Source organism: Micromonospora sp. NBC_01392, from assembly GCF_045040125.1.
GTDB lineage: Bacteria > Actinomycetota > Actinomycetes > Mycobacteriales > Micromonosporaceae > Micromonospora.
On sequence record NZ_CP109549.1, the window covers coordinates 2,171,537 to 2,195,432 of the forward strand.

General features: G+C 69.6%; 15 protein-coding genes. 11 read left to right on the top strand and 4 right to left on the bottom strand.

All coding sequences use genetic code 11. The features are described from left to right. Nucleotides 1-24 precede the first annotated feature (24 nt). Nucleotides 25-564: a hypothetical protein gene (locus OG767_RS10175; RefSeq protein WP_405093152.1), complete on the top strand. Its 540-nt coding sequence runs from the start codon at nt 25-27 to the stop codon at nt 562-564. 509 nt (nt 565-1,073) lie between these two features. On the opposite strand, the gene OG767_RS10180 is transcribed toward OG767_RS10175, so the two are convergent. Both OG767_RS10180 and OG767_RS10185 read right to left on the bottom strand, forming a co-directional pair. Continuing rightward, complete coding sequence (locus OG767_RS10180) at nt 1,074-1,643, bottom strand: TetR/AcrR family transcriptional regulator (RefSeq protein WP_405093153.1); 570 nt, start codon at nt 1,641-1,643, stop codon at nt 1,074-1,076. Further along, nucleotides 1,633-2,133: an SRPBCC family protein gene (locus tag OG767_RS10185; RefSeq protein WP_405093154.1), complete on the bottom strand. Its 501-nt coding sequence runs from the start codon at nt 2,131-2,133 to the stop codon at nt 1,633-1,635. The genes OG767_RS10180 and OG767_RS10185 overlap by 11 nt, the downstream gene beginning before the upstream one ends. Nucleotides 2,134-2,507: 374 nt before the next feature. On the opposite strand from OG767_RS10185, the gene OG767_RS10190 reads away from it, so the two are divergent. The 6 genes from OG767_RS10190 (at nt 2,508) to OG767_RS10215 (ending at nt 10,661) form a co-directional block, all read left to right on the top strand. Further along, nucleotides 2,508-3,230, top strand: a complete 723-nt coding sequence (locus OG767_RS10190) for an MBL fold metallo-hydrolase (RefSeq protein ID WP_405093155.1) — start codon at nt 2,508-2,510, stop codon at nt 3,228-3,230. Nucleotides 3,231-3,584: 354 nt separating this feature from the next. Further along, a complete protein-coding gene (locus OG767_RS10195; protein WP_405093156.1) occupies nt 3,585-3,752 on the top strand; it encodes a hypothetical protein in 168 nt (55 codons plus the stop codon). Between the two features lie 84 nt (nt 3,753-3,836). Then, the gene (locus tag OG767_RS10200) at nt 3,837-4,715 is read left to right on the top strand and encodes a tetratricopeptide repeat protein (protein WP_405093157.1); all 879 of its coding nucleotides are present in this window, start codon (nt 3,837-3,839) and stop codon (nt 4,713-4,715) included. 87 nt (nt 4,716-4,802) lie between these two features. After that, nucleotides 4,803-6,404: a hypothetical protein gene (locus tag OG767_RS10205; protein WP_405093158.1), complete on the top strand. Its 1,602-nt coding sequence runs from the start codon at nt 4,803-4,805 to the stop codon at nt 6,402-6,404. A 290-nt stretch (nt 6,405-6,694) separates the two neighbouring features. After that, nucleotides 6,695-8,791, top strand: a complete 2,097-nt coding sequence (locus OG767_RS10210; RefSeq protein ID WP_405093159.1) for a tectonin domain-containing protein — start codon at nt 6,695-6,697, stop codon at nt 8,789-8,791. Between the two features lie 88 nt (nt 8,792-8,879). Continuing rightward, nucleotides 8,880-10,661: a tectonin domain-containing protein gene (locus OG767_RS10215; RefSeq protein WP_405093160.1), complete on the top strand. Its 1,782-nt coding sequence runs from the start codon at nt 8,880-8,882 to the stop codon at nt 10,659-10,661. A gap of 179 nt (nt 10,662-10,840) precedes the next feature. Here OG767_RS10215 and OG767_RS10220 read toward each other — a convergent pair whose 3' ends face one another. Together OG767_RS10220 and OG767_RS10225 are read right to left on the bottom strand one after the other, a co-directional pair. Further along, nucleotides 10,841-13,765 carry a TIGR03767 family metallophosphoesterase gene (locus tag OG767_RS10220; RefSeq protein ID WP_405093161.1) on the bottom strand — a complete coding sequence of 975 codons (2,925 nt, stop codon included), beginning with the start codon at nt 13,763-13,765 and terminating at the stop codon, nt 10,841-10,843. 79 nt (nt 13,766-13,844) lie between these two features. Then, entirely contained in the window at nt 13,845-14,270 is a 426-nt protein-coding gene (locus OG767_RS10225) for a nuclear transport factor 2 family protein (protein ID WP_405093162.1), read from the bottom strand. 767 nt (nt 14,271-15,037) lie between these two features. Here OG767_RS10225 and OG767_RS10230 point away from each other — a divergent pair. The 4 genes from OG767_RS10230 (at nt 15,038) to OG767_RS10245 (ending at nt 23,543) form a co-directional block, all read left to right on the top strand. Then, a complete protein-coding gene (locus OG767_RS10230) occupies nt 15,038-17,026 on the top strand; it encodes a hypothetical protein (RefSeq protein WP_405093163.1) in 1,989 nt (662 codons plus the stop codon). Nucleotides 17,027-17,314: 288 nt separating this feature from the next. After that, complete coding sequence (locus OG767_RS10235) at nt 17,315-18,412, top strand: hypothetical protein (protein ID WP_405093164.1); 1,098 nt, start codon at nt 17,315-17,317, stop codon at nt 18,410-18,412. A gap of 106 nt (nt 18,413-18,518) precedes the next feature. Continuing rightward, nucleotides 18,519-19,646, top strand: a complete 1,128-nt coding sequence (locus tag OG767_RS10240; RefSeq protein WP_405093165.1) for an FKBP-type peptidyl-prolyl cis-trans isomerase — start codon at nt 18,519-18,521, stop codon at nt 19,644-19,646. A 369-nt stretch (nt 19,647-20,015) separates the two neighbouring features. Next, nucleotides 20,016-23,543, top strand: coding sequence for a BTAD domain-containing putative transcriptional regulator (locus tag OG767_RS10245; RefSeq protein WP_405093166.1), 3,528 nt, complete (start codon nt 20,016-20,018; stop codon nt 23,541-23,543). The last annotated feature ends 353 nt before the right edge of the window (nt 23,544-23,896 follow it).

Sequence of the window (23,896 nt, forward strand, 5' to 3'; positions counted from 1 at the left end):
TTGACGGAACTATAGGAGCAAAGCGTGATGATGGCGCTGAAGCGGTTGGGTGCCGTAGCGGTGGTTGCCGTGACTGCCGCACTGCCCGCCGTGCCTGCGAAGGCGGCCGGCAGTTACGGCCCCGGTTATTGCGAAGCGGAAGATGGCAAGTACTGGCACGGCCTTCCCACCTGGAGTGGGGGCTACGGGCCCATGAGAATAAGCGAGGGGCCCGGCGACAACGCCTTCAAGTACGGCAGCCAGCCCAAGGGAATCAACATCATCCCGACCGAGTGGCCACAATCGCGGGTAACCGTGCTCGGCGAAGGCCTGCCTGATGACGGCTGGGTCAGCCCGGAGACGAATGCTGCGATCTACATGCCGGGGGGAGGTTACCTGAAGTACGGCGTGCGCGAGTGGGGCATCAATCTGGTGTGGTCGGCCACGCCTGTGTATGAGTGGCGGATCGTGCCCCACGAGTGTGGTCAGCGGATCTTCAACCTGACGAGGGGTGCCTACCTGGTCAGTCAGATGCAATACGGCGTCGACTGGGGCTGGGGACAATTCGAGGAGTGGGAGGGCTGACCACGGCCGCCTGCGCCGTGCGGCTCCATGTGCTGCCCACGATCGCCAGGGTGGTCAGGCAGCTGCGGTGGGTGGGCGTCCGCCCCGGCGGACGCCCATCTCGCTGTGGACGCGGACGCGTTCGCGGCGCGGGGCTGGTGCCGTGACCACGAACGTTCAGGGTGCGGGATGACATGCCGTCAGCCCTCGTGGGCCGGGCGACGTCGCGGCGGTCAGGCTGTGGCGGTGGCAGGACCTGTACGCGGGCGGCCGCCGAGCGATCAGAAAGGTCAGCACCTGCGGTGAATCATCCGCCGGGGAACCGCTTCACCGGCGGGTGATGGCCGTGCTCGCTCGGCGGCGGGAACACAGTGCTGGTTGTCGCCCGTCTCGTTCGAGCCGATGAGGACACGATTCGGCAGGTCATCCACCGGGCAACGAGATGGGGATGAGTCACCGGTCGGAGTGCTGCGCTTCGCGGCGCCGTAACCGGCACGGGCGTGAGCGGACGCTCACCGGAACCTGCGGGCTCACGCCCCGGTCGGCGGCCGTGCCGTGATGAGCTCGGCGAACAGCTCGGCGGCGGCGTCCAGGACGTCTCGGTCGCCGGTGATCAGCAGATCCAACAACAGGCCACGTGTCGCGGCGAGACTCAACCGGGCCCGCCGCCTGGCCTCCGGGCCGGCCCAGCCGAAGTGGGTGAACAACTCCTCGACGGGGCCCGCCCAGGCGGCGATGACCGAGGCGCGGAATGAGTCGGTCCAGGACTTCTCGAACAGCGCGTGCGCATAGATCTCGAAGAACAGCCGCTCCGCCGGCGCCAGGGCCGGGTCGGCCAGGCGCCGCCAAAAACGGCGGCTCACCTCGACCGGGTCGTCAAGCTCTGCGGCGAGGGCCGCAAGCGCGGCGCGTTGCTCCGCCTCGACCCGCCGGACGACCTCGGTGAGCAGGCCCTCCCGGCTGCCGAAGTGATAGAGCAGCATGCGATGGCTCGTGCCCGCGCCGGAAGCGATGTCGCGGAGGCTGAGCTGGCTGAACCCGCCCTCCTTCAGGAGACTGACGCAGCGGTCGAGCAGCGCCTCCCGGGCATCACCAGCCACCGGTGCGGCGCACCCCTTCGTCCATGATGTCCCCGGCGGCCTCGTCGGCCGGGGCCGGCGACGGGATGGTCCCTGACTCCGCGGCCGCCTTCAGTGCGGCCGCCTCCATCCGCAGGTACCGTCGCGTCCGCGCCGCGGTCAACAGCGCGACCAGCCAGGCGAGGGCCCCGCTCTGCTCGATGCCGATGCTGATCCGGGTCGTCCCGTCGGGCTGGGCCTCCACCCGGTGATAGGCGAAGGTGTGCACCCCCGGCGCGTGCGCCTCCCAGGCGAACGACACACCCGGTTGCAGGTCGTAGACCCGCCACACGGTCGTGGGGAAGCCGGGTTGGCGGATGCGGAACCGGCTGCCCACGCCCAGTGTCGGCCGGTCGAGCGGCGCCACCTCCGACATGGAGGCCGTCCATTCGGGCCAGCCCGTCACGTCCGCCACCGCCGCCCAGGCGGCCGCGGTCTTCGCCGTGGTGATGATCGTCTCTCCGTAATTCATGTACCAGATGGTACATGCCATTCCGCGAATGGGAAGACCGGGAGCTGGGAAATTTCGCGTATCGCGGGACCGACCGTAGCCCACGGATTGCCGTCGGATACCCCTCCACAACGAGGCCCGACGCATCGTCCCGATCGCAATGGTCGACGCGAGCCCTGTCCTTGCCGCGTTCCATCCTGTTCCACGCAGTTCCGCCCGGTGGGTTCGGCTATCGGTGGCGCGAACGCCCGTGCGGCTGGTCGACGGCGGACCCGGCTGCTCTCCGCGGCCCTCGGCGGCCGATCTCATCGCCGATTGATGCTTCCGTTCGCTGCGAGCTGAGAAGGCATACTCGCATTTGTCGGCAAGGGTCCTCAAATATATCGTCGCCGGTTATGGACGTCATGCAACTGCTACCGAATCTCTACATGTTCCGCTTTCCCGTGGGCCACGCGTACCTGTGGCGTGGTGCGGACTGGCTGACGCTGATCGATTCCGGTGTTCCGGGATCGGCACCCGCCATCGCGGCGGGGATCGAGAGCCTCGGTCATCGACCGGCCGACGTGCGGCGCCTGCTACTGACGCATCATCACGTCGACCACGCCGGCTCGGCGGCGGAAATCACGACGTGGGCGGACGTGACGGTGTACGCACATCAGGCGGACACCCCGGTGCTCGAGGGTCATGAGCAAGGCCGGCCGCCGCTGCTGACCGACTGGGAACAGCGCCTCTGGGACGAGGTCCACGGCGGGAAGCCCCCGCAACCCGCCGCCCCGGTGGTGGTTGACCACCGGCTTCACGACAGTGACGTCATCGATCTCGGTGGGGAGCCGGCCGTCGCGGTGGCGGTGCCGGGGCACACCGCGGGCAGCGTCTCCTTCCACCTGCCCCGGTCAAGGGTCCTCTTCACCGGCGACACGATCGCGCGACTGCCCGACGGGACGGTGATCCTCGGGGTGTTCAACGTCGATCCGGAGCAGGCGACCGAGTCCATGAAGCGGCAGGCCGACCTGGATGTCGAGATCGCCTGCTTCGGGCACGGGGAGCCGCTGACCCACGGGGCGTCGGCTCTGCTGCGCGCTGCTGTGACGCAGCTCGGCGATCGCCGCTCGGGATGACCGAGGCCAGGCCGTAGCGCAGTCACGCATCCGCGCACCGGCGGACCGGGCGCTGGTGCGGAACCAGCTGGAACGGACCGGCACGGCATACCCGAGACATGCAACGTGCCTGGAAGGAGCCGTTAGTGAAGATGCCATCGCACTCCGCCGAAGACAGGGTGAGGCGGTTCCCCCGCCTCCTGATTCTCGCGGCGCTGCTCGGAGCGGGCGCAGTCGCGGCCTACGTGGGCGACACCTCTCCCGTCGAGGCGGGGACGCAGGCCCTCCGAGACTCGTGCCCGGATTGGGCGTGCGGTCAGAACCACAACCAGGTCCTCCTGTGACCGATCCCGACAGCACACCGACAGGGGAGTCATGACGAGGATGTACATGGCGATGCTGACCGGCCTCGCCGCGCTGGCCCTGGTGGTCGGCGCGGTAGCCGTCCACGCCGGCGGCCCGGCCGGCACCGCGCCGACGCCGACCGCCGCCGGAGGGCTCTATATCGGCCCGCACCCGGCCGGTCCACCGGGACAGGCCTAGCGGCGCAGGCGCCGCGGAGATTGTCGTGCCGGCGGACCCGGTCCGCCGGCACGACGTCATGCGCGGCCCTGCAGGGAGACAGCCGTGGATCAGAAGGCAGACAACGCGCTGCACGCCGTCCGCCGCCATGCGGCTGAGGGCGACTACGCCTCGGCCGTATCGACGGCGGCCGCCGCGATCGAAGCCCTCGACGCCGGCCCCGGTGACCGCGACCTGCTGGTGGTGATGCTGAACGAGCTGGGCATGCTCTTCAAGTATCTCGGTCGCCTGGACGAGGCGGAGCACCTGTACGAGCGGTCGCTCTCGCTGCTGTCCACGCCCCCGACGAGGGCAGGCGATCTCGCGGCCGTGTTGCACAACCAGGCGGGATTGGCACACGTGAAACGGGACCTGGGTCGCGCTGAGCGGCTGGCCCGGCTGGGCATCGCCGTGCGGACCGCCCAGCCGCGGTTCGACCGTCGGGCGCTGGTCGCGGACGAGGCGGCGCTGGCGGCGATCCTCATCGACCGCGGTTCGTGGGACGAGGCGGAACGGCTGCTCGAAAGCTGCCTCGACCACCAGCGCCGCGAGTACGGTCCGGTGCACCACGAGGTGGCCGTCACACTGCACAACCTGGGGTCCCTCCTGTTCCGTCAGGGCGATGCCGCAGCGGCGAGCATCGCTCTGCAGGAGTCGCTGAGCATCAAGGTGACCTGTCTGGGCGAAGACCATCTCGACCTCACTCCGACCCTCTACAACCTCGCCTCCTGCTGCGAGGCGGTGGGCGACCTCGCCAGCGTGCGACACCTGCTCACCTGGGCCGTGTCGATCCTGCGGCCCCAGGTGCAGTCGTCGCAGGCGACCTACGCCGCGTGCCTGCGGAAACTGGCGCAGCTTCCGGCCGAGATCCCGGCCGGAAGGAACGGCGTGGAACGCGTCGGCCACGACCGGACAGGCGTGACGAACGCCAGTCACCCGGCGTGACTATGAAGCATCTAGAGAAGGGCTCACGTGAAATCGTCGGAAGTGCGAAGAGGCGCACGTCGTGTCACCACGGCGGTGGTTGCCACGATGATGGCGCTCACGATGGCGACGCCCGCCCGGGCGGACACCCTCGACAAGCTTGAGGAGTACGCCAAGTACGCCGGCTACGCGAAGACCGCATACGACGTCTACAAGACCCTGCTGGGCAACGAGATGACGCTCGAGCAGGCGGTCAACGAGCTGCAGGCCTCGATCGCCCAGGTCGGCGAGCAGGTGGCCGAGGTGCTCGACGAGATCGGTGAGATCGCGGCGGCCGACGTGGAGACCTGCACCCGCAACGCGGTGATCACGTTCGCCGACATCGAGGCGCTCAGCCCCGACAACGCCCAGGCGTTCGCTATTCAGGCGACCGACTGTGTGGCCAAGGCCAGGGCGTACATCAACGTCGTGGACAACCGGGCTGCGGTCGACGTCATGGGATTCGCGGTGAACACGGTCGGACCGATCGCCCTCTTCGCCAGGGCGAACGCCGGCTTCAGCACCAACCTGCTCAAGGACGAGATCATCACGGCGAACCAGCGCAACATGGAGAGGCTGGAACCGACGTGCGGGGCGACGCCGCTGTGGGGTGACCGGCCCGTCGACCCGAATCCGCAGCCGGTGGAGGTGCAGCTGCGCTGCACCGCCTTCAACCACGAGGGCTACGACTTCGTCACCACGGAGTTGCGACGCGGCGATCCGCTTCCGGCGTTCGACTACAGCAAGGCGCGGGACCGCGCCATCGAGGTGAGCAGCTACCCGACCTCGCGTGCGGCGTTGGCCTCGCTGCTGGGGCCGGGCCCGGCCAACGGATCCTCGATCGCGGCGGCGGTCGGCGGCGACGGCCTCGTCCGGCTCTGCGGCGCCTCGATCCACGACTCGGTGCACTGCCGCGCGCAGCAGCAGCCCGGATCGGCGACCTGGAATGCCTGGTCTCAGCTCGACGGGCAGCTCAGGTCCATGGCCGTGGAGAAGAACGACGACGGGCGGCTCGAACTGTTCGGCGTGAACAAGGAGGGCACCCTCTGGCACCGCTGGCAGACCACGAGCGGATGGTCGGCCTGGGCGTCGCTGGGTGGTCCGTTCACGTCTGTCGCCGTGGCGCGCAACGGCGCGGGTCGCCTCGAGCTGTTCGCCACGAACCAGGACAGCCAGGTCAGCCACCGCTGGCAGAACACCAAGAACACGACCAGCGACTGGTCCAACTGGTCGACCCTGGGGATGACCGCTCGCTTCGTGGCCGCCGAGGCGAACGGCGACGGACGCGTGGAGGTCTTCGCGCTCAACGCGTCGGGCGAAGTCTGGCACCGCTGGCAGGTGCTTCCCAGCGGCTGGTCGAACTGGGACCGGCTCGATGGCACACTGAAGACCGTCGCGGTGGCTCGCAACGCGCAGCAGCGGCTGGAGATCGTCGGCACCAACGCGCAGGGGATGCTGTGGACCAGGGCGCAGCGTGCCGATGGCAGCGGCTGGTCGTCCTGGAGCCAGCTGAACGGGACCTACTACGGCGTCGCGGCCGGGTCCAACGCCGACGGCCGGGTGGAGCTGTTCGCGGTGGACGCTGCGGGCAAGGTGTCCGGTAGCCACCAGACCGCCTCCGGTTGGAGTGGCTGGACCGCTCTGGACAACGGTCTCAAGATCAGGCCCTAGGCCGGACACGACCGCCCGACCTTCCTCGACGTGCGGCGCCCGTCTGGCACCCGCTGCCACGGAACGCGATGGAACGTCGGTTGGGTGAGCGAGGACAACCGTGACAAGGCCCTCGGAACACTGTTCCGAGGGCCTTGTCACGCCGTCCCTGAGACAGCACGACAGCCGGCGGCGCGTGGTCGCCCGCCGGGCTCAAGGAGGCAGAGATGGCAAGTCTGCGGGCAAGGGTCCGTGGCTCGGCACGTTCAGCAAGACGGTGTACGGGCTGGGCCGCGGCTGCGGTGATGGTGGTGGCGACCGCGGTGTCGGTGATCGCCGCGCCCGCCTCGCCGGCCCTCGCCGAGCCGATCAGCTTCGACCTCGGTACGCCGGCGCTGACCAGGAACGCGTCGGGCGCGATGGAGCTGTTCGCCACGGACGGTGCCGACCGGGTGTGGCACCGCTGGCAGTCCGGCCCTGGTTCGGCCTGGAGCGGCTGGAGCCAGCTCGACGGGTCACTGCGCTCGGTCGCTGCCCAGAGCAACGGCACCAACCACGTCGAGCTGTTCGGCATCAACGACCAGGGCCTGATCTGGCACCGATGGCAGCTTCCCGCGGGCGGCTGGTCGTCCTGGACCTCGATCGAGGGCGAGCTGACGTCCCTGGCCGTGGCCCGCAACCAGGACAACCGGATGGAGCTCTTCGGCACCAACAACCTGGGCCAGGTCTGGCATCGGGCCGAGACGACCGCCGGGTCGCACACCTTCGGCCCGTGGGCGCTGTTCAACGACGGCCTGATGCGGACCGTCGCGGCGGAGACCAACGAGGACGGCCGGGTCGAGCTGTTCGCACTGAACGACGCGGGTGAGATCTTCCACCGCGCGCAGACGCGCCCCGCCGGCTGGTCGGCGTGGGCCAAGCTCGACGGCACGCTGAAGTCGCTGGCCGTGGCGAAGGCGGCGGACGGCCGCCTGGAGCTGTTCGGGGCCAACGCGGCCGAGCAGATGTGGCACCGCCGGCAGATCGACAAGGGCGGCGCCGAATGGACGGGCTGGGATTCGGTGCCCGGCCAGGCGCGCACCATGGCGGCGGAGACGGACGCCAACGGGCGGATCGCGCACGTCGTCATGAACGGCGCCGGCGAGAGCCTGGTGCGCGTGCAGCAGCAGGACGGTTGGTCGGACTTCACCAAGCTCGCGGGTGACCTCGCCCCGCTGTACTGGATCACCCACAACACTCAGGCCGAGCTGTTCGCGAACGCGGTGACCGTGCCCAACGCGATCATCAAGATCGTCGGCGACGTGAACCTGGACCTCAGCGGCCGCGAGTTCATCCGTATCGCGGCCGGCGTGCAGATCCTCGGCGACACCTCGGTGCATCCGCGCGGTCCCCGCCTGTTCACCACGTCCTTTCCCCGAGTGCTGTTCCAGTTGGGGCACGATCCGGCCCAGGTGACCTCCGACAACGTCCGCATCAGCGGCATTCGCCTCGACGGCGGTCAGGGCGAGGAGCCCGCGGAGACCGAGGAGGAGGACAGCGACGCCATCCGGATCTTCTCCAGCCGCAACGTGCAGATCGACCACAGCGAGCTGTACGGCTGGCGTGGGGCGACCGTCCTGGTCGACGACGGCCAGGGGCGCCTCGGCCGGGACGACGACCCCGCGACCATGGTCCGCGTGGTGGACAACTACATGCACCACAACCAGCACCAGACCGGCGACGTCATCGGTGGCGGTCATGGGGGCGGGTACGGCGTCGCGGTGCGCAACGGCGGCTTCGTCCTCATCGAACGCAACGTGTTCGACTGGAACCGGCACGCGGTGGCGGGCGACGGCCGCGAGGGCAGTGGCTACCGCATGTACAACAACCTGGTCCTGCCCAACGGTGGCTGGAACACGGACGTCTACCACACCCACATGATCGACATGCACGCCCGGGACTCGTGCGGCCTGGGTAGCTACAACTGCGGGCTCGCCGGTGAGTTCATGGACATCAAGTACAACACGATCCTGTACAGCGCGGGCACCGGTATCAAGCTGCGCGGTACCCCGAGCGTCGGCATGTACGTGTCGAACAACGTCTTCACCCATCGCCAGGAGTTCGGCAACTCGATCGACGACGCGGCGATGGTGCAGAACGAGACCGGACTGCACGCTTCGGCCAACGTGTTCGGGTTCACCGCGACGACCGGCACCAGGTCCAACGTCTGCGACTTCGACGGCGACGGCACCAACGACACCTTCCTGGCGTCCGGCGCGAACTGGTGGTACCAGTCCACGACCCTCGGCTGGCACCACCTGCGCCAGTCCACCATCACGGCCGACAAGGTGACGGCCTTCGGTGACCGCAACGGCGACGGCCGCTGCGACGTGACGGCGAACGGCACCGTGCACCCCACCGCGGGCTGACCGCTTTCCGGGCTGGCCCGGAGCCGCACCGGGACCGCCGGGGGTGGCTCCGGGCCAGCTCTCCACGCGTTTCTAGAAGGGAGACAGGGTGAGGAAGTCCATCCGAGGGTCGCGTCGCCTCGGGTCGCTGGTCCTGGGCGCGGTAACCGTCCTGGCCGCTGCGGTGACCATGGTGCCGGCTGCCACGCACGCCGCTACCGACCGGGTTCTCGGGAACGGCACGCTGGCCGTGGCCCGGGACGCGAGCGGCCGGCTGACGTTGTTCGGAAGGGACGGCACCGACCACCTCAGCGTGCGCACGCAGTCCGCCTCGGACGCGCAGACGTGGACCGCGTGGTCGTCGCTGGACGGCACACTACGTTCGATGGCGGCGGAGGCGAACCAGGACGGCAGCGTCGAGCTTTTCGGTGTCAACGCCGAGGGCAAGGTCTGGCACCGGCGGCAGGCGGGCAACGGCTGGTCGGAGTGGTCCGGGCTCGACGGCACGTACCGTTCGCTGGCCGTGGCCCGCAACACCGACGGCCGCCTGGAATTGTTCGGCACTGACACCAACGACCGGGTGTGGCACCGCTGGCAGACCGCGGCCGGGTCGACGACGTGGTCGCCCTGGGCGCCTCTGGACGGATCGCTGCGCTCCGTGGCCGTGGAGGCCAACGCGGATGGCCGTCTGGAGCTGTTCGGGCTGAACGCCGAGGGCCAGGTCTGGCACCGCTGGCAGCAGGCCGGCGGCTGGTCGGCCTGGGCCGCACTCGACGGCACGCTGGCGTCGCTGGCGGTCGCGCGCGACCGCACCGGCTCCATGGTGCTGGTCGGCACCAACACCCGCGACGAGCTGTGGCAGCGCAGGCAGACGACCGCCGGCGCGAACAACTGGTCGTCGTGGGCGGCGCTCGACGGGAGCCTGCAGTCGGTGGCTGCCGATCGCCGCAGCGACGGTCGCATCGAGCTGGTCGGGGTCAACGCCCAGGGCAACGTCTGGCACCGGTGGCAGAGCGACGCCGGCGACTGGTCGGCGTGGGCCGCCCTGCAGGGCGACCTGCCACCAGTGCCGCCGTCGCCGCCGATGTCGAGCCCGCCGAACTGGCGCGCGACGACGACGGTGGACTTCAGCAACGAGGGCTGGACCGAGGAGGCGCAGGGCCTGACCACGGACGGTGTGAACTGGTACGTCGGCAGTAACGACTCCGATCACCGCAGGCTCTACAAGTTCGGGCCGGGCTTCCCGCAGGGTGACGATCGGGTTCTCGGCTACCTGGCGCTGCCGGCCAACAGCGGCAACCACCTGGGTCCGCCGGTCTGGGATCCCGTGCGACGTCGGATCGTGGTGGCCGTGGAACCGACCAACGTGTGGGTGGTCGATCCGGAGACGATGCGCACGGAGTTCATCGGTCCGCTCGGCGGGGACGGGTACCGGCCGCAGGGCACGTCGATTCCCTGGGTCGCGATCAACCCGCGGGACGGTCTGCTCTACAGCTCGGCGTTCGGGCGGAGCGACCAGCCCATCAAGTCCGTCGACCGGGTGAACGTCTACGACCCGGCCGATGGATACCGCTGGCTGCGGTCGATCCCGCTGTCCCGGGAGATCAAGGAGGTGCAGGGCGGCCACATCTCCGCCGGCGGCCACCTGTACCTGACGTCGAACGCGACGTTCGACATCAGCGCCTACGACCTGGCCAACGGCGCGTACGGCGGACGACGTGTGGTCGACTTCGACCCGTCCGACGACGACGAGATCGAAGGTCTGACGCTGGGCCGCTACGAGTGGGACAGCGGAGCCGAGTCGGACGTCGCCGTACTGGTGCTCGAGAACGACATCCTGAGCGAGGACGACGTCGAGCTGAGGTTCTACAACTCCGGCAGCGGCCTGTAGCAGCCGAGGAGCCGAGGGCGGTGGGGCCGTCGGCCCCACCGCCCTCCGTCTTCCGCGCGGGCCCGCGGTCGGGCCGCCTTCCCGGGTCGCCCGGCATCCGTCCCCGGTCCGCCACCTCCGCCACACGCACTGCGGGCCGCTCCCGGAGGGGAACGGCCCGCGGTCGACTCGCGTCAGGTCTAGCGGCTTCCGCCCGAGTACGCGCCGTAGACGACGCTCACCGCCGTGCCACCGGGAACCTGCTCGCCGGCTCTCGGGTTCTGGGACAGTACCCGGCCGCTGTCGTACCGGTCCGGCACCGACGACGGCACCTCGGCACCCAGCAGCAGGCCAGCGCTCAACAGGGCGTTCTTCCCGTCGATGAGTATCTTCCCGACGATGTTCGGCACCGTGACCGACTGTCCCACCGGCTCGGCCGTCCGGGTCCAGGCCGACCACCCCGAGCTGGTCTGGTAGCGCCGCCACACCGCCCCGAGCTCGCTGGTGCCCTCCACCCGGGTGCGCTCGGTGGCGTACACCTCCATCACCCCGGCCGTCGTGGTCGACGCGGCCAGGTGACTCATGGCGCCGATCGATCCGCCGAAGTGCTCCCAGCTCGTCCAGGTGGGGTTGGTGGCGCTGGTGTGGTAGCGGTGGAGGATGGCGCCTGTCCGGTCGACGCCGAACAGTTCGAGACGCCCGTCGCTGTTGGTGGCGGCGGCGATGGAGGCCACCGGGGTGCCCAAGCTCAGGTCGATCCAGCTCGACCACCCGCCGGTCGGCTGCTGCCAGCGGTGCCACACCTTGCCCGCCGCGTTGACGCCGAACAGTGCCAACCGCTTGTCCTTGAGCCGGGTCATGGCCACCTGACGCAGTTCGCCGTCGAAGCGGACCCACGGCTTCCAGGTGATGTCGGTGGGACTCGTGTGGGTGGTCTGCCAGATCTGGCCGTCGATGTCGGTGGCGATGAGTTCGAGCCGACCGTCGCCGTTGCAGCCCGCGGCGACCGAGGTCAGCGGCACGCTGTCGATCTTCACCCAGCCGTTCCAGCCGCCGGTCGTGCGCTGGGCGCGGCTGAACAGCTCACCGCGGCGGTTGATGCCGAAGATCTGGGTGGTGAGCGCGGCGGTCTGCACGGCGCTGACCGAGCGGAGCGCCCCGTCGAACTGGGCCCAGGGAGACCACCCGCCGGAGGTCTGGGTGGCGTGCACGACCTCGTCCCGCCGGTTGACCGCGACCAGTTCCAGGACACCGGACGTGTTGGGCGCGGCTGCCAGCGGGGATCCGTAGGTGGCCGTCATCGGGAACGGCGCCTTCACCAGCAGCTCGGTGTTGCGATCCTCGGGCGTGCCCTCCCGCGCCAGTTTGCCGTCTTCCAGCTTGGCCTGCGGGTCGTTGGCGGCCAGTTCCCGACCCAACGATGCCAGACCGGCCGGGGTGCTGAGGTCGCCACCGTGCTGGAGCGGCGCGTCGATATCGATCATGGTGGTGAAGATCGAGATGGTGCCCGCCTGCTCGGCGACCTCGATGAGGCGGCTCTGGATGGGCCAGTCGATGTGGGAGGGTGTGGTCACCTCCCAGAAACCACCTCGCCAACTGCTGTCCGGGCGAACCGCTTCCGGCCGGGCATGGGGGAGGATGCGGTTCTCGTGCGTGTGCCCGTCCACCATCAGGATGACGTTCGGGTAGCACAGGAGCAGTTCCCGAAGCTGGTCGCCGTTCATGAACGGCGTGCCGGTCGGATAGTCGAAGTCGTTGGTGATGGTGTCCAGCGTGTGGTGGCAGTAGACGACGATCAGCTTGTCGTCCACGTTCGGACGCGTCTCCACCGTGATCCGCTGGTTGGGACTGTCGAAGGGCTCGAAGGAGAGCCACTTCTTCAGATTGCGGGAGCTGTAGGATTGCAGCTTCGACAGGAGCCACTGCCACTGTTCGCCGTCGATGGCGCCCTGTGCGCCGGGAAACTGGGTCCGGCTGGTGTCCAGGCAGAGGAATCGCAGCCGGTCGTCGGCGAGCGCCGGAATCTCGTAGTACACCAGGTCGCTGCCCTGCGTGAAACCGTGTCCGACCGGTAGGCCGGTGGTGTTGAAGTGCTCCTGCACGAACTGCGCCCGCTCCAGCAGCCGCCGGTCGGGATCCGGCGTCACCGTCTTGCTGTGGAAACCGGTCTTCAGCAGCCCGAGGAAGGTCACGAGGTTGGGATCGTCGGGAAGCGGCGCGACGGGCGTCGTCGGCTTGGAGTTCCCGACCGCCATGTCGCTCAGGAAGCCGAGGCCGGGGAAGTCCTTCGGCGCGTTGCCCTGGACCAAGGCGTCGTGGTTGCCGTAAGCCGCGTACCACGGCATGCGGATGCCGTGCGCCTGGAACTCCCGCCGCGCGTTGGTGAAGAGCGTGGGCAGGCTGGGAAAGACGCGCGTGTAGCCGGGGGCGTGACCCATGTAGTAGCGGTCGAGCGTGCCGTGGTTCTCCTCGTACGCGCGCATCGTGGGGTGCCAGTAGTCGAGCAGCGGCGGCCACTGGTCGCCGGAGACGCTCTCCTCCTTGGTGGGGGAGCCCGAGTTCGGGCGGACGGTGTTGCCGTCCATCAGGTCGATGTACCAGCGGAGTTCGTTGTACTGGGAATTGTCCACCGAGTCGCCCGTGACGACCGTGAACGCCAACGGCAGGTTCGTCACCGGACCCTTGCCGAACTTCTGCACCGCACGGATCGCGGCGTCGCTCATGTGCGCCGACAGCATCTCCTGCGGCCGGTACGCGCTGTTGGTACCCCAGTGATGCTCGTCGTCGGGGGCGTCCAGGAACTCGACCCGCACCGGCGACTTGTCGTCGATGATGTGCATGTCGCTCATCTGCGCGAAGGCGATCAGCGGTCGTTTGTAGCCGGGCTGCGGGTAGAGGGCGAGATCGTCGCGGACGAGGTGCGGCTCTCCGGAACCCTCGGCGAGGGGGCGGTAATCGTCGGTGACGAGGTACGAAACGGTCCGGGTGAGAGTCGTGACGACCTCTTGGGTGCTCGCGGCGGAAGCCGGAGTGCCACTGTCGCGCAGGAGTCCCAGGGGGTCCAGCGCGGCCGCGATCACCCCCAGGCCGCCAGCGGCGAGCAGATTCCGACGGGACAGGGACACTTTTGATCCTCCGAGTATTGCCGACGTGTCGGCTCGGAGTGCGTTCCAACCCGTTCCGCTGAGTGGGGCGGGCGGGTGATCAGCCGGTGCGCAGCGCTTCGAGGATGGGCTCGGTCTCGACGTACATGTCCAGGCTGATCACGAGGCCGTCGCGGATCCGCCAGACGTGCACCTCGCGCGCCTCGAACGGCTTGCCGGTCGCCCGCACCACACCGCGGGCCCGACCGCTCTGCACGACCCGGTCGCCCGCCTGGTAGAGCTCCTCGATCTCCACGCGGCTGTCGAGTGCGCTGCCCAGGGCCTGCGCGAAGCGCTGGAAGCCCTCGCGGCCGGTGTAGCGGCCGCCCCACGGCAGCTGCTCCGACTGGTAGACGCTGATGTCCGGGTGGGCTGTCGCCGCGCCCGCCGCCGCGGCCCCTGCGGAGCCCAGCATGGCGTAGATCCGACGGACGAGGTCGAGGTCGGTCGACCCGGACGGGTCGGGCTGCGGTACATCCGATGTCATGTCGGTCCCCTGGGTGCGACGGGCAACTGGCGGGATTGTAGGGCGGCGGCGCGGGGTCCCCGGGGGCGGAACGCATCGGAACGTCCCAAGCGCATCAGGGCCAGGTTCGCCCTCCGTACCGCTGACCGGCACAGTGCGCGGCCCCGGCTTCGGGACACCCGGACATGAAGCGCACATCAGGGCCGAATTCGCCTCAGCGGTACGTCAGCGCGACTTCAGCGGGCTGAGCAAGGGTGCATGGAAATAACGATCGTGGGCCGGCCCTGAACGCCCCTTGTCTGGGACTTCGTACGGGCGGCCGCGACTCCACCGCTGGAGAAGATCCTTCATGGCGCCACCGCAGACGTACCATCACCCCGGCCTCAGCCCGACGCGCGCAGGCGTCACGGCTGCCACCGGCCCACGACCGTGAGCGTAGGAGCCGCTGACGTTCGTCTGCCTGGCCGACGGCTGTCGCCTCATCGCCCGCCCCGGCTTCCGGGCGGCGGACCCCGTGGCTGTCCCACCGGGCGATCGTCCGCAGCTTCCTCCTTGGCCCCCGATAGGGCTCGCCTCGCGTCTGCCAACCGCCCGCACCATCCGAACGGACTGATGATGTATCGCCCACATGTAATGCACCGAATCGCCGAGGTCGCCCTCCGGCCCGAGGAACGGGCAGGCCCAGATGTGGGCCAACTGACAGCTCTCGTCGCCTTCATGGAGCAGCATCCCCGCGTTCACAGGGAGCAGGAGGACGTCCGGTGATCGCCCGTCTACCGTCGCCCCGGTTGGCCGACCGCAGCCGTCTGGCACTCGCGGCGGCGCCCGTCCATGTCTCGGCACAGCGTCGTCCCGCCGCTGGTGAGCTGCACTCGGCGCTGATCAACGGCACGCGTGCCCTTCACCACGACGGCAATCTCGTGGCCAGCCGGGAATGGTTCGACCGGGCCTTCGAGGCGGCCGAGCGCGAGCACGACGGCCCGGGCCAGGCGCTGGCCGCTGTGGGCTACGGGGGCCTGTGGGTGCACGAGCACCGCAGTGTGGCCACGAGGGCGCTGACCGAATCGCGCCTGCGCCGCGCACTGACCCTGGTGGACGACGACTCGCCGCTGGCGGCTCGGCTGCGCGCCCGGCTGGCCGCCGAGGCCGACTACCGCGAAGGAGCACACGGCCGGGTCTTCGCCGCGGTGGAGCACGCGCGCCGGCTGCAGGACCCGGTGGCGCTGGCGGAAGCGCTGAGCCTTGCCCATCACTGCGTGATGGGTCCCCACCAGGCCCACCTCCGCACGCGGCTCGTCGAGGAACTGATCGAGACGAGTCTGCGCACCGGACGTCGCGGCGATCTGCTGGTCGGCCTGCTGTGGCGTACATCGGACCTGCTGCTCGCCGCCGACAGCCATGCCGAACGCTCGTTGCGGGAGCTGCAGGCCATGCTGCAGAACCAGCCGCATGCGGCGGTCGGATTCATCGTGCAGGCCATGGAGGTGATGCGCACGATCCGCTCCGGCGACCTCGCGGCCGCGGAGGAACACGCCAATGCCTGTGCGAAGACCGGGCAGGCGGTGGGCGACGTCGACTCGATCGGCTGGTTCGGGGCCCACATGATCACGATCAACTGGTATCGGGGCAACCTGGCGGAACTGATCCCCACCCTCCGCGAACTGGTCAACTCGCCGCTGCTGAGCACCGTCGACAGTTCACACCTGGCGGCGCTCGCGGTAGCGGCCGCCAGCGCCGGCGACGAGCGGCTCGCCCGTGGCTCGCTGGCCCGGCTCGAGGGCGCTTCGTGGCACCAGCTACCGATGACCAGCAGCTGGCTCGCCACCATGCACGGCGTGATCGAGGCGGCGAACCTGCTCGGCGACACGAGGACGGCAGCCGCCGCCTACGACCAGCTGCGACCGTTCGCGCATCTGCCCATCATGGCGAGCATGGGAATCGCGTGCTTCGGCTCGGCGGAACACGCGCTCGGTGTCGCGGCACTGACGATGGGGCGCGACGACCAGGCCGTCGCACACCTGGAGGTCGCTGTGCACGCCAACCACGCGCTTCAGCACTGGCCGGCAGCGCTCCTGTCGCGCGCCCGGCTGGCCGAGGTGCTATGGCGACAGGGCGAGCACACTCGGGCCCATGAGCTGCTCACCCTGGCCCGTGAGGAGGCTGAGCGGCTGGCGATGGCGCTGCCTCGATCGGTGGAGCACATAGCGCAGCGACCGGTGACAGCGGTCGGGAGAGCAGCCGGAGTGCTCAGCTGTGAGCGGCGCGGACTGCGCTGGCATCTGCGGCTCGGCGACCACCTCGCCGTGCTGGACGGCAGCAAGGGGATGATCTACCTCGCCAGTCTGATCGCCAACCCGGGGTTCGAGATCTCGGCGGTGGAGCTGGCCGCCGGCCCGGGCACCGCAGCAGAGTCGGTCAACGGCAGCCTGACGGCCGGCTCGTCGCAGCCCGTCCTGGACGAGGCCGCGAAGCGCGCCTACAAGGCCAGGTTGTCCCAACTCGACGATGCCATCGAGGAACACGAGGCGAACAACGACCTTGTCCGAGCCGAGCGGGCCAGGGCGGAGCGCAGCTGGCTCATCGAGGAACTGGCGGCCGTGACCGGGTTGGGCGGGCGTACCCGCAACTTCGCCGATGCCGCCGAGCGTGCGCGCATCTCGGTCGGCAAGGCGATCAGGCGTGCCATCGCGCAGGTAACCGCCGTGGATCCGGTGATCGGTGACCATCTTCGTTCCTATGTGCGGACCGGCATGCGCTGTTGCTACATGCCGAGGTGACAGGTCGCCAGGAGCGTGAGGGCCGAATATGCCGTAGTTCGGCGTCTCACGCTCCTGGCGGAAACGACGAGAACACGGGGGAGTTGCTCGCCGTTCGACATCTTCCGGTCGAGACGCCGTCGCGCAACCGTCATCCACCGCTGCGCCGCGTTCTTGCGGGGTTGCAAGAACGGTCCCAGAGCCCGCTGAAGTTCAGCTGACGGGTCGCTGAGGCCCCACGTACCCCTACGACGACCCGTGCGCGCAGATGACCGTCGTCCGTCCAGGACTTTTTTGTGAGGAGCAACAATGCAGACGCACGAATCACCAACAGTTCGACTGAACCGGGTCACCGAGCAGCGCTATTCACCGGTGGGGCCGCCGCGCGAGAGCCGCATCGGGTCGTGGTACCCGCTCGCCAGCACCTACGGCTCACTGCACGAGGGTCTGCTGGTCAGAGGGGCGCCGTTGGCTGATCCAGCTTTCGCCCTTCGGGTGAGCACCCATGTCCGTCAGATCATGGCCGCCCGCGTCCCGGGACTCGTCAAGATTGTCGACTGCCTGTACGACGAGCAGCAGATGTGGCTCATCACGGACACGCCACCCCAGCCGACTCTCGCGCAGTTGGCGACGGCGGCCGGCGCAATCCCGGGACCGGCTGCGATCGCCGTCGCGGCCGCCTCGGGCCATACGCTCAGCGCATTGCACGCCGAGGACCTCAGGCACGGGGGTCTGCACCTGGAGTCGGTCAGCATCGCTCCCTCGGGTGACGTGATGCTGCTCGAGGTCGGTCTCGCCCGCGCCTTCGCGGGCACCGCGCTTCGCGCCGACGACGACGACGCGCGAGGCTGGGCCCGGCTGCTGCGCGAGATCAGCGCCCTGTGCCCGGACCGGCATGTGGCGGCTTCGCTGCGCGCCTCGGCGACCGCCGCCGAGTCGGCGGTCGGGGCCGAGGGCATCCACGCGGGCCTACGCACGCTCGCCGCCGAGCGTATTGCTCGCACGTGGGAGGCCGACCTGGACGCGGCGGCGCGGTTCGTCGGCGGGACGGTGCGGACACCCCTGCCCGGCGTCAACCGTCCCCCTGCGGCAGGGCTCCAGCGCTACAACGCCGCGCCCGGATACCGCAGCTCCGGCGCCACCTACCGACAGGAGATCACCTTCCCTCAGAATGCCGGGCGGGCCCGCGTGGAGGTGATGCCACCCCAGGGGCACCGTCGCACGATCGACCGACCCCTGGTGGCCCCGCCTCAACCGGCGGTGGCGGTCCGCACGGACCCGCGTCGTCGGCGGAGGACGCTGCTCAGGTACGGCGCCCGGCGGATCGCGCTGACGGACCTCATCGCGACCGGTGTTGTCACCGCGACTCTCATCCTCGGGCTCCTCTACTGGATCCAGTCCGGCTGAGGGTGCCCGACATCGTGCCTCCACCCTGGAACGTGACGGAACGCATCCTCTGAGGTGACCCGCGAACGGCAGAGTGCCGACGGATCTTGTGAGAGGAAGTGTCTGCATGAGCACCATCGAATGGCTCTCCGCGAGGGCGATCCGGGTCGTGGTGCCCTGCTCCGATCCCGAAGCGATCCGCGCTCACCTGAGCGACCTGCTCGGCACCCATCGCCTCACGTTGTGCCGTCCGCCCGACATCCACGTGCACGAGGCCGGGCAGGGCGCCGTGACGGCCGAGGTGCGGATGGCCGTCCCACTGCCTGAACTGACGGGGCTCGAGGTCACCGTCGATGCGATGCCCGACGACAGGACCGTCGAGGGATATCTGGCTCACCTACGCGAGCACGCGGCGATCCTGACGCCGCTGCAGCGACCGGCCCGCAGCGGTGACTTCGTGACCGTCGACCTCAGAGCCACCGTGGATGGGCGGGACATCGAGCGGGGCGAGTGGCATGGGGTGGTGCACGAGGTCGGCGCGGGGCACGCCCTCGATGGGCTGGACGAGACACTGCTCGGCATGAGCGCCGGTGAGTCCACCACCTTCGGCACGACGCTTGTCGGTGGCCGGCACCGCGGGCAGGTTGCCGAACTGGCCGTCACCGTCACGCAGGTGTCCAGCCGGACCCTGCCGGAGCTGGACGACTCCTTCGCCGGCTTGATGGGTGACTTTCAGACCCTGGACGAGTTGCGCTCAGCGCTAGCCTGGCGGCTGGCGGCGCGGGCCGCCGCCCGCCATCGGGCGGCGGCCTACGAGAAGGCGGTGGCCCTGGTGGCCGCGAGGGCTGGCATCACGGCGCCGGACGACCTCGTGCAGCGGCTACTGAACGAACAGAAGCGGCACATCTCGCAGTCGCTGGGCGCCGTCGGGGTGGCCCTCGAGGACTACCTGGCAGCCGAGGACACCGCGGAGGACGACGTGGACGCGGTGCTGCGTGCGGCGATCGCCAGACGAATCGAGGCGGAGATGCTGCTCGATGTCATCGCCGGAGAACCGGGCTTCGACGGGCCGGTCGGCGAGCCTGCGCAGCCCGGTCCGGAGGCGCCGTCGGTGGCCCCCGCCGAGGCGGGTACGGCGCGGCGGGGCAGGGCGCTGGCCCACCTCATGAACACGATCGTGCTCAAGGACGGCAACGGTGACCTGCTGTCGGCCGAACAGTTGGCCGACCCCCGAAGGTATGCGGTCGCCGGCTGACGAAAGCACTTGTCGGCACCTTCGGGGCCGGCTGGTGGTCGATCACCGTTTGATGCTTGTTCGAGGCTGTCAATGACCAGCGGAAACGGTCTGTGCCGAATGGGAGGAGACGCATATCAGCGTAGAATTCCCACGGTGTCAACACCGGAACGGCGGGGCCGAGTGGTATGGAATTCCTCCAGACGCGAGCGGGTTCGGCGGTTTGACTGATGAATGCGAGACGGATGATGTCGCCCCTCGAAGGGGCCGATCTGTCGGGGCGGCGGGGTTCTCGCGCCGTCATTGCCGGCGCCGGGTCAGTGGAGCGTGCAGAGGCCCAACCCACCGCGTGGCCGTGCCCCCGGTTGGCGGCCAAGGCCGAGGGTGGACATGAGCGCTGACGTCAGGGTCCGGCTGTTGGGCCCGATCGAGGTGGTGGCCGACGGGCTGCACCGGCCTGTCGCCGGTCTGCGCAAACGTGCCGTGTTGGCGGCATTGGGACTACAGGTCCGGCAGGTCGTCTCCGCGGACGACCTCATCGATGTCGTCTGGAACGGCGCGGGTCCCGTCACCGCCCTGAACGCACTGCAGAGTCACGTCTCGTCGTTGCGTCGAGAGCCGGGGTTACGGGAGGCGATCCTGGCCCGTGCTCCGGGTTACGTGTTGGACCTGGGCGGCGGGTGTACGGACGTGGAGGTGATGGAGGGTCTGCTTCGGTGCGCCGCGGAGGAGGCGGATCCGGCTCGCAGGGCCGGGTTGCTGAGGTCGGCGCTGGGCTGGTGGCGTGGTCCGGCCCTGGCCGGGCTGGCGGATCTGACGTGGTTAGCGGATCAGGCGACGCGGTTGGAAGGGATGCGCCGAGGGGCGTTGTCGTCGTTGACGGAGGCACGCCTGGCGCTGGGCGAGCACGGCGCCCTGGTGGGGGAACTGGAGCACCTGGCGGAGCGCTATCCCTTCGACGAGGAGTTGCACCGGCAGTTGATGTTGGCGTTGTACCGGTGCGGTCGGCCCAGTGACGCGCTCGCGGTCTTCGGCAGGCTGCGACGTCGGTTGGCCGACGAGTTGGGAGTGGATCCCGGGCCGGTGTTACGCGGGCTGCAGTCGTCGATCCTGCGTCATGACGAGGCGTTGACTCTCACGGGGACGACCGAGCCCGGTGGCGCGGGGCGCGTGGTGCTGCCGGCGGCACGGGAGGGGGCGTTGGTGGAGCGCGCGGCGGAGATGGGCCTGGTGGAGCAGGCGCTGGCGGAGGCACGCGCGGGAATCGGGTCGGTGGTCCTGTTCGAGGGCCCCGCCGGTATCGGTAAGTCGGCGCTGCTGGGACACGCGCGGGCTCGGGCCCGGGAGTTGGGGTTCAACCTCGCCGCCGCCGTCGGTCGGCAGTTGGAGACGACATATGACTGGGGGTGCGCGCGCCAACTTTTTGAAGGCTCGCCGACACCGCCAGGCAGTCAGCCCGAGCCGGACCTCGAACGCCCGGAGATCCACGCGTTCTATCGACTGGTGGTCAAGTCGTGTGAGCGGGGGCCATTGTTGGTGACCCTTGACGACCTGCAGTGGTGCGATCTTCCTTCGGCGCGGATGATGGCCTACCTCGCCGCGCGGGCCTACGGCCTGCCGATGGTCCTGCTGGGGGCATCGCGCCCGGGCGTGGCGGAGATCGATCAGGTCCTGGCGGGGCTTGCTCGGTTCACCCGGGTCTTGGCGCCGCTGTCGGTGAATGGTTGTGCTGCTGTGTTGGGTCACGTGGGGGAGGAGTTGGCGCAGCAGTGTCATGAGTTGACTGGCGGTAGTCCGCTTCTGATCCGGGAGATCAGCCGTCACCTGGGCGGGGAGAGTGTGCTGGAGCGGGGCGCGGCGGGCGTACGACGGCTGGTTCAGGCGCAGGTGCGCCAGTTGCCGCCGGGAGCAGCCGGGGTGGCGCAGGCCTTGGCGGTGTGGCCCGGCCCGGCCGGTGCAGAGGCGGTGGCGTCGACGGCCCGGATCGATGTGGCTGAGGCGATGCACCACCTGGCCGCGCTGCGCGCGAACCAACTGGTGGTCGCCAGCGACGGTGGTCGGCGATTCGCGCCGGCGCGTCCGTTGATTCGTGAGGCGGTGTATGAGGGGGTGGGGCCGGGGGTGCGGGCGGGGTTGCATGTGCGTGCGGCGGGGGTGGCGTTGCGGGTTGGTGATGTGGTGGGTGCGGGTTCGCAGTTGTTGCGGGTGCCGGCGGGGTGGGGGGGTGAGGTGGATGCGGTGAGGGTGTTGGGTGAGGCGGCGCGGGTGTGTCTGGCGCGGGGTGCGGTGGATTCTGCGGTGGCGTTCTTGCGGCGGTTGTTGGAGGAGGATCTGGGTGCGGGTCGGGGGGGTGTGCTGACGCGGTTGGGGATGGCGGAGTATTTGGTGGATACGGGTGCGGCGGTGGGGCACTTGACTGCCGGGTTGGCGTTGGAGACCGATCCGGAGACGCGAGCGCGAACCGCCCTGACATTGGCTGCGGCGCTGCACGCCGACGGTCAGCCCGCCGAGGCGATGCAGGTGGCGCAGGACGCCCTGCACCACAGCCCTGACCCGCTCAGCGGCACACACCGAGCGCTGCAGGCCATGCTCGTCGACACTGCTGTCGCTGCTCGTCGACTTCCGCACATCCAGCCACTTGTGAGGGAGTTGCGGGACTGCCCGCCGGGTTCGACATCCGGCGACCTGATGGTGCAGGCCACCCTGGCTCTCCACGATGCCCTTCGCAACGACCGCGTCTCGGCTCTGAACCGGGCAGGCGCGGTGGCGACGGCAGCCGATCTGGGCCGCCAGCCCTTCGCAGTGGCCGCTGCCGCGCGAGCCTGGCAGGTGCTCACGATGTGCGACGCCGCGGAGGCTCTGCCCGCCATCGACGCCTTCCTTGCCCACGTCGGGACGCCCGGCTTCCGGTGGGGGCAGACGCTGGCCAGGTGCCACCGGGGTGCCGTCCTGCTGGCCCACGGCGACGTGCGTGAGGCTGTCGACGAACTGCGCCTCAGCTGGGAACAGGCAGTGCGGCACAAATTGCGGCTCGGCAAGATCCTTGCCGGTAGCCATCTGATCATCGCCTTCCTGCGGCGAGGCGACGTCGAGGCCGCCGACGCCATCCGATCGCAGTTGGCGGACGGCCCGGGGCTCGACGTCACGAACGGCTTGCGGGCGTACGCCGAGGCGAGCCTGCTGCTCGCGCAGGGCAGGACGACCCTCGCCCTGGCCAGGGCCACCGCGCTGCGCGACGAATGCCGCGTCAGCGGCATCACGAACGCGGTGGACCCGGACTGGCGGACCCTGATGATCCGCTGCCTCACCGATCTCGGCCGGGTCGACGAGGCGTTGGAGACGGCCCAGGAGTTCATCAGTTCGGCCACCGCCTGGGGCACCGCCCGGGCCGTCGGGCGGTCCCTGGCGGCCATGGCTGACGTGGAGCACGGACGGCGGAGTACGGAACTCCTGCACGAGGCGGCGAAGCACTTCGAGGCTGCTGAAGCCCGTTGGGAGCTGGCCCAGACCCTCTACCGGCTGGGTGAGTCGATGCGCCAGACCGGGTCACCGACGGAGGCGCGTGAGCACCTGCGCCGAGCGCACGAGATCGCCGTCGCGTGCGGCGCCGAAGCGTTGGCGCGCGATGCCGCCGGTAGCCTGCGCCTGCTGGGCGCCCGCGTTCGCGCGGAGCAGGAAGGCGGCTCGGACCGCCTGACCCCGGCCGAGGAGCGTGTCGTGGAACTGGCGACGGCGGGCCACAGTAACCGCGAGATAGCACAGAGCCTGTTCATCAGGTTGAAAACGGTCGAGACCCACCTCACCAGCGCATACCGGAAGCTCGGTGTCTCCGGCCGTGGGCAACTGACCCGCGCATCGCACGCGTCGGACTCGGAGACCCCGGCACCTGCCGGAGTCGACGACAGGCGATACCGGTAGGCCTGAGGTGACCCGCATGCCACCGACGCCGAGGCGGGCCGTCATTCCCGAGGCTGCTGATCGCACTGAGGTGATGCACGGCCGACCGTGCTGGCACCTGCCGGAACTGCGCCCGAGCATCGTCGGCCGCTTGCGGGCCTCGAATCACCTTCATGGCGCAGCGTCTTTTTCGGTGAGCGGAGCCGTTGGTGCCCAGCCGTCCTTCCGCTGAGGGTGGCCTAACGCTGCAGAGTCTTTCGCGAACCCGAGCCGGTTGCCCGGCAACTCCACGGGGCCTTGACGTCGGTGTGCCACTGGCACAAGATGTCGTCGGTGCTGCCAGCACGTGTTCGGGAGCAGCTGTCGATGGGAGC

Bases quoted from the DNA above. Each gene is read 5' to 3' on its own strand.
- OG767_RS10240 (WP_405093165.1), top strand. From the start codon at position 18,519: ATGAGCACCATCGAATGGCTCTCCGCGAGGGCGATCCGGGTCGTGGTG.
- OG767_RS10225 (WP_405093162.1), bottom strand. From the start codon at position 14,270: ATGACATCGGATGTACCGCAGCCCGACCCGTCCGGGTCGACCGACCTC.
- OG767_RS10235 (WP_405093164.1), top strand. From the start codon at position 17,315: ATGCAGACGCACGAATCACCAACAGTTCGACTGAACCGGGTCACCGAG.
- OG767_RS10190 (WP_405093155.1), top strand. From the start codon at position 2,508: ATGGACGTCATGCAACTGCTACCGAATCTCTACATGTTCCGCTTTCCC.
- OG767_RS10245 (WP_405093166.1), top strand. From the start codon at position 20,016: ATGAGCGCTGACGTCAGGGTCCGGCTGTTGGGCCCGATCGAGGTGGTG.
- OG767_RS10185 (WP_405093154.1), bottom strand. From the start codon at position 2,133: ATGAATTACGGAGAGACGATCATCACCACGGCGAAGACCGCGGCCGCC.
- OG767_RS10195 (WP_405093156.1), top strand. From the start codon at position 3,585: ATGACGAGGATGTACATGGCGATGCTGACCGGCCTCGCCGCGCTGGCC.
- OG767_RS10205 (WP_405093158.1), top strand. From the start codon at position 4,803: ATGATGGCGCTCACGATGGCGACGCCCGCCCGGGCGGACACCCTCGAC.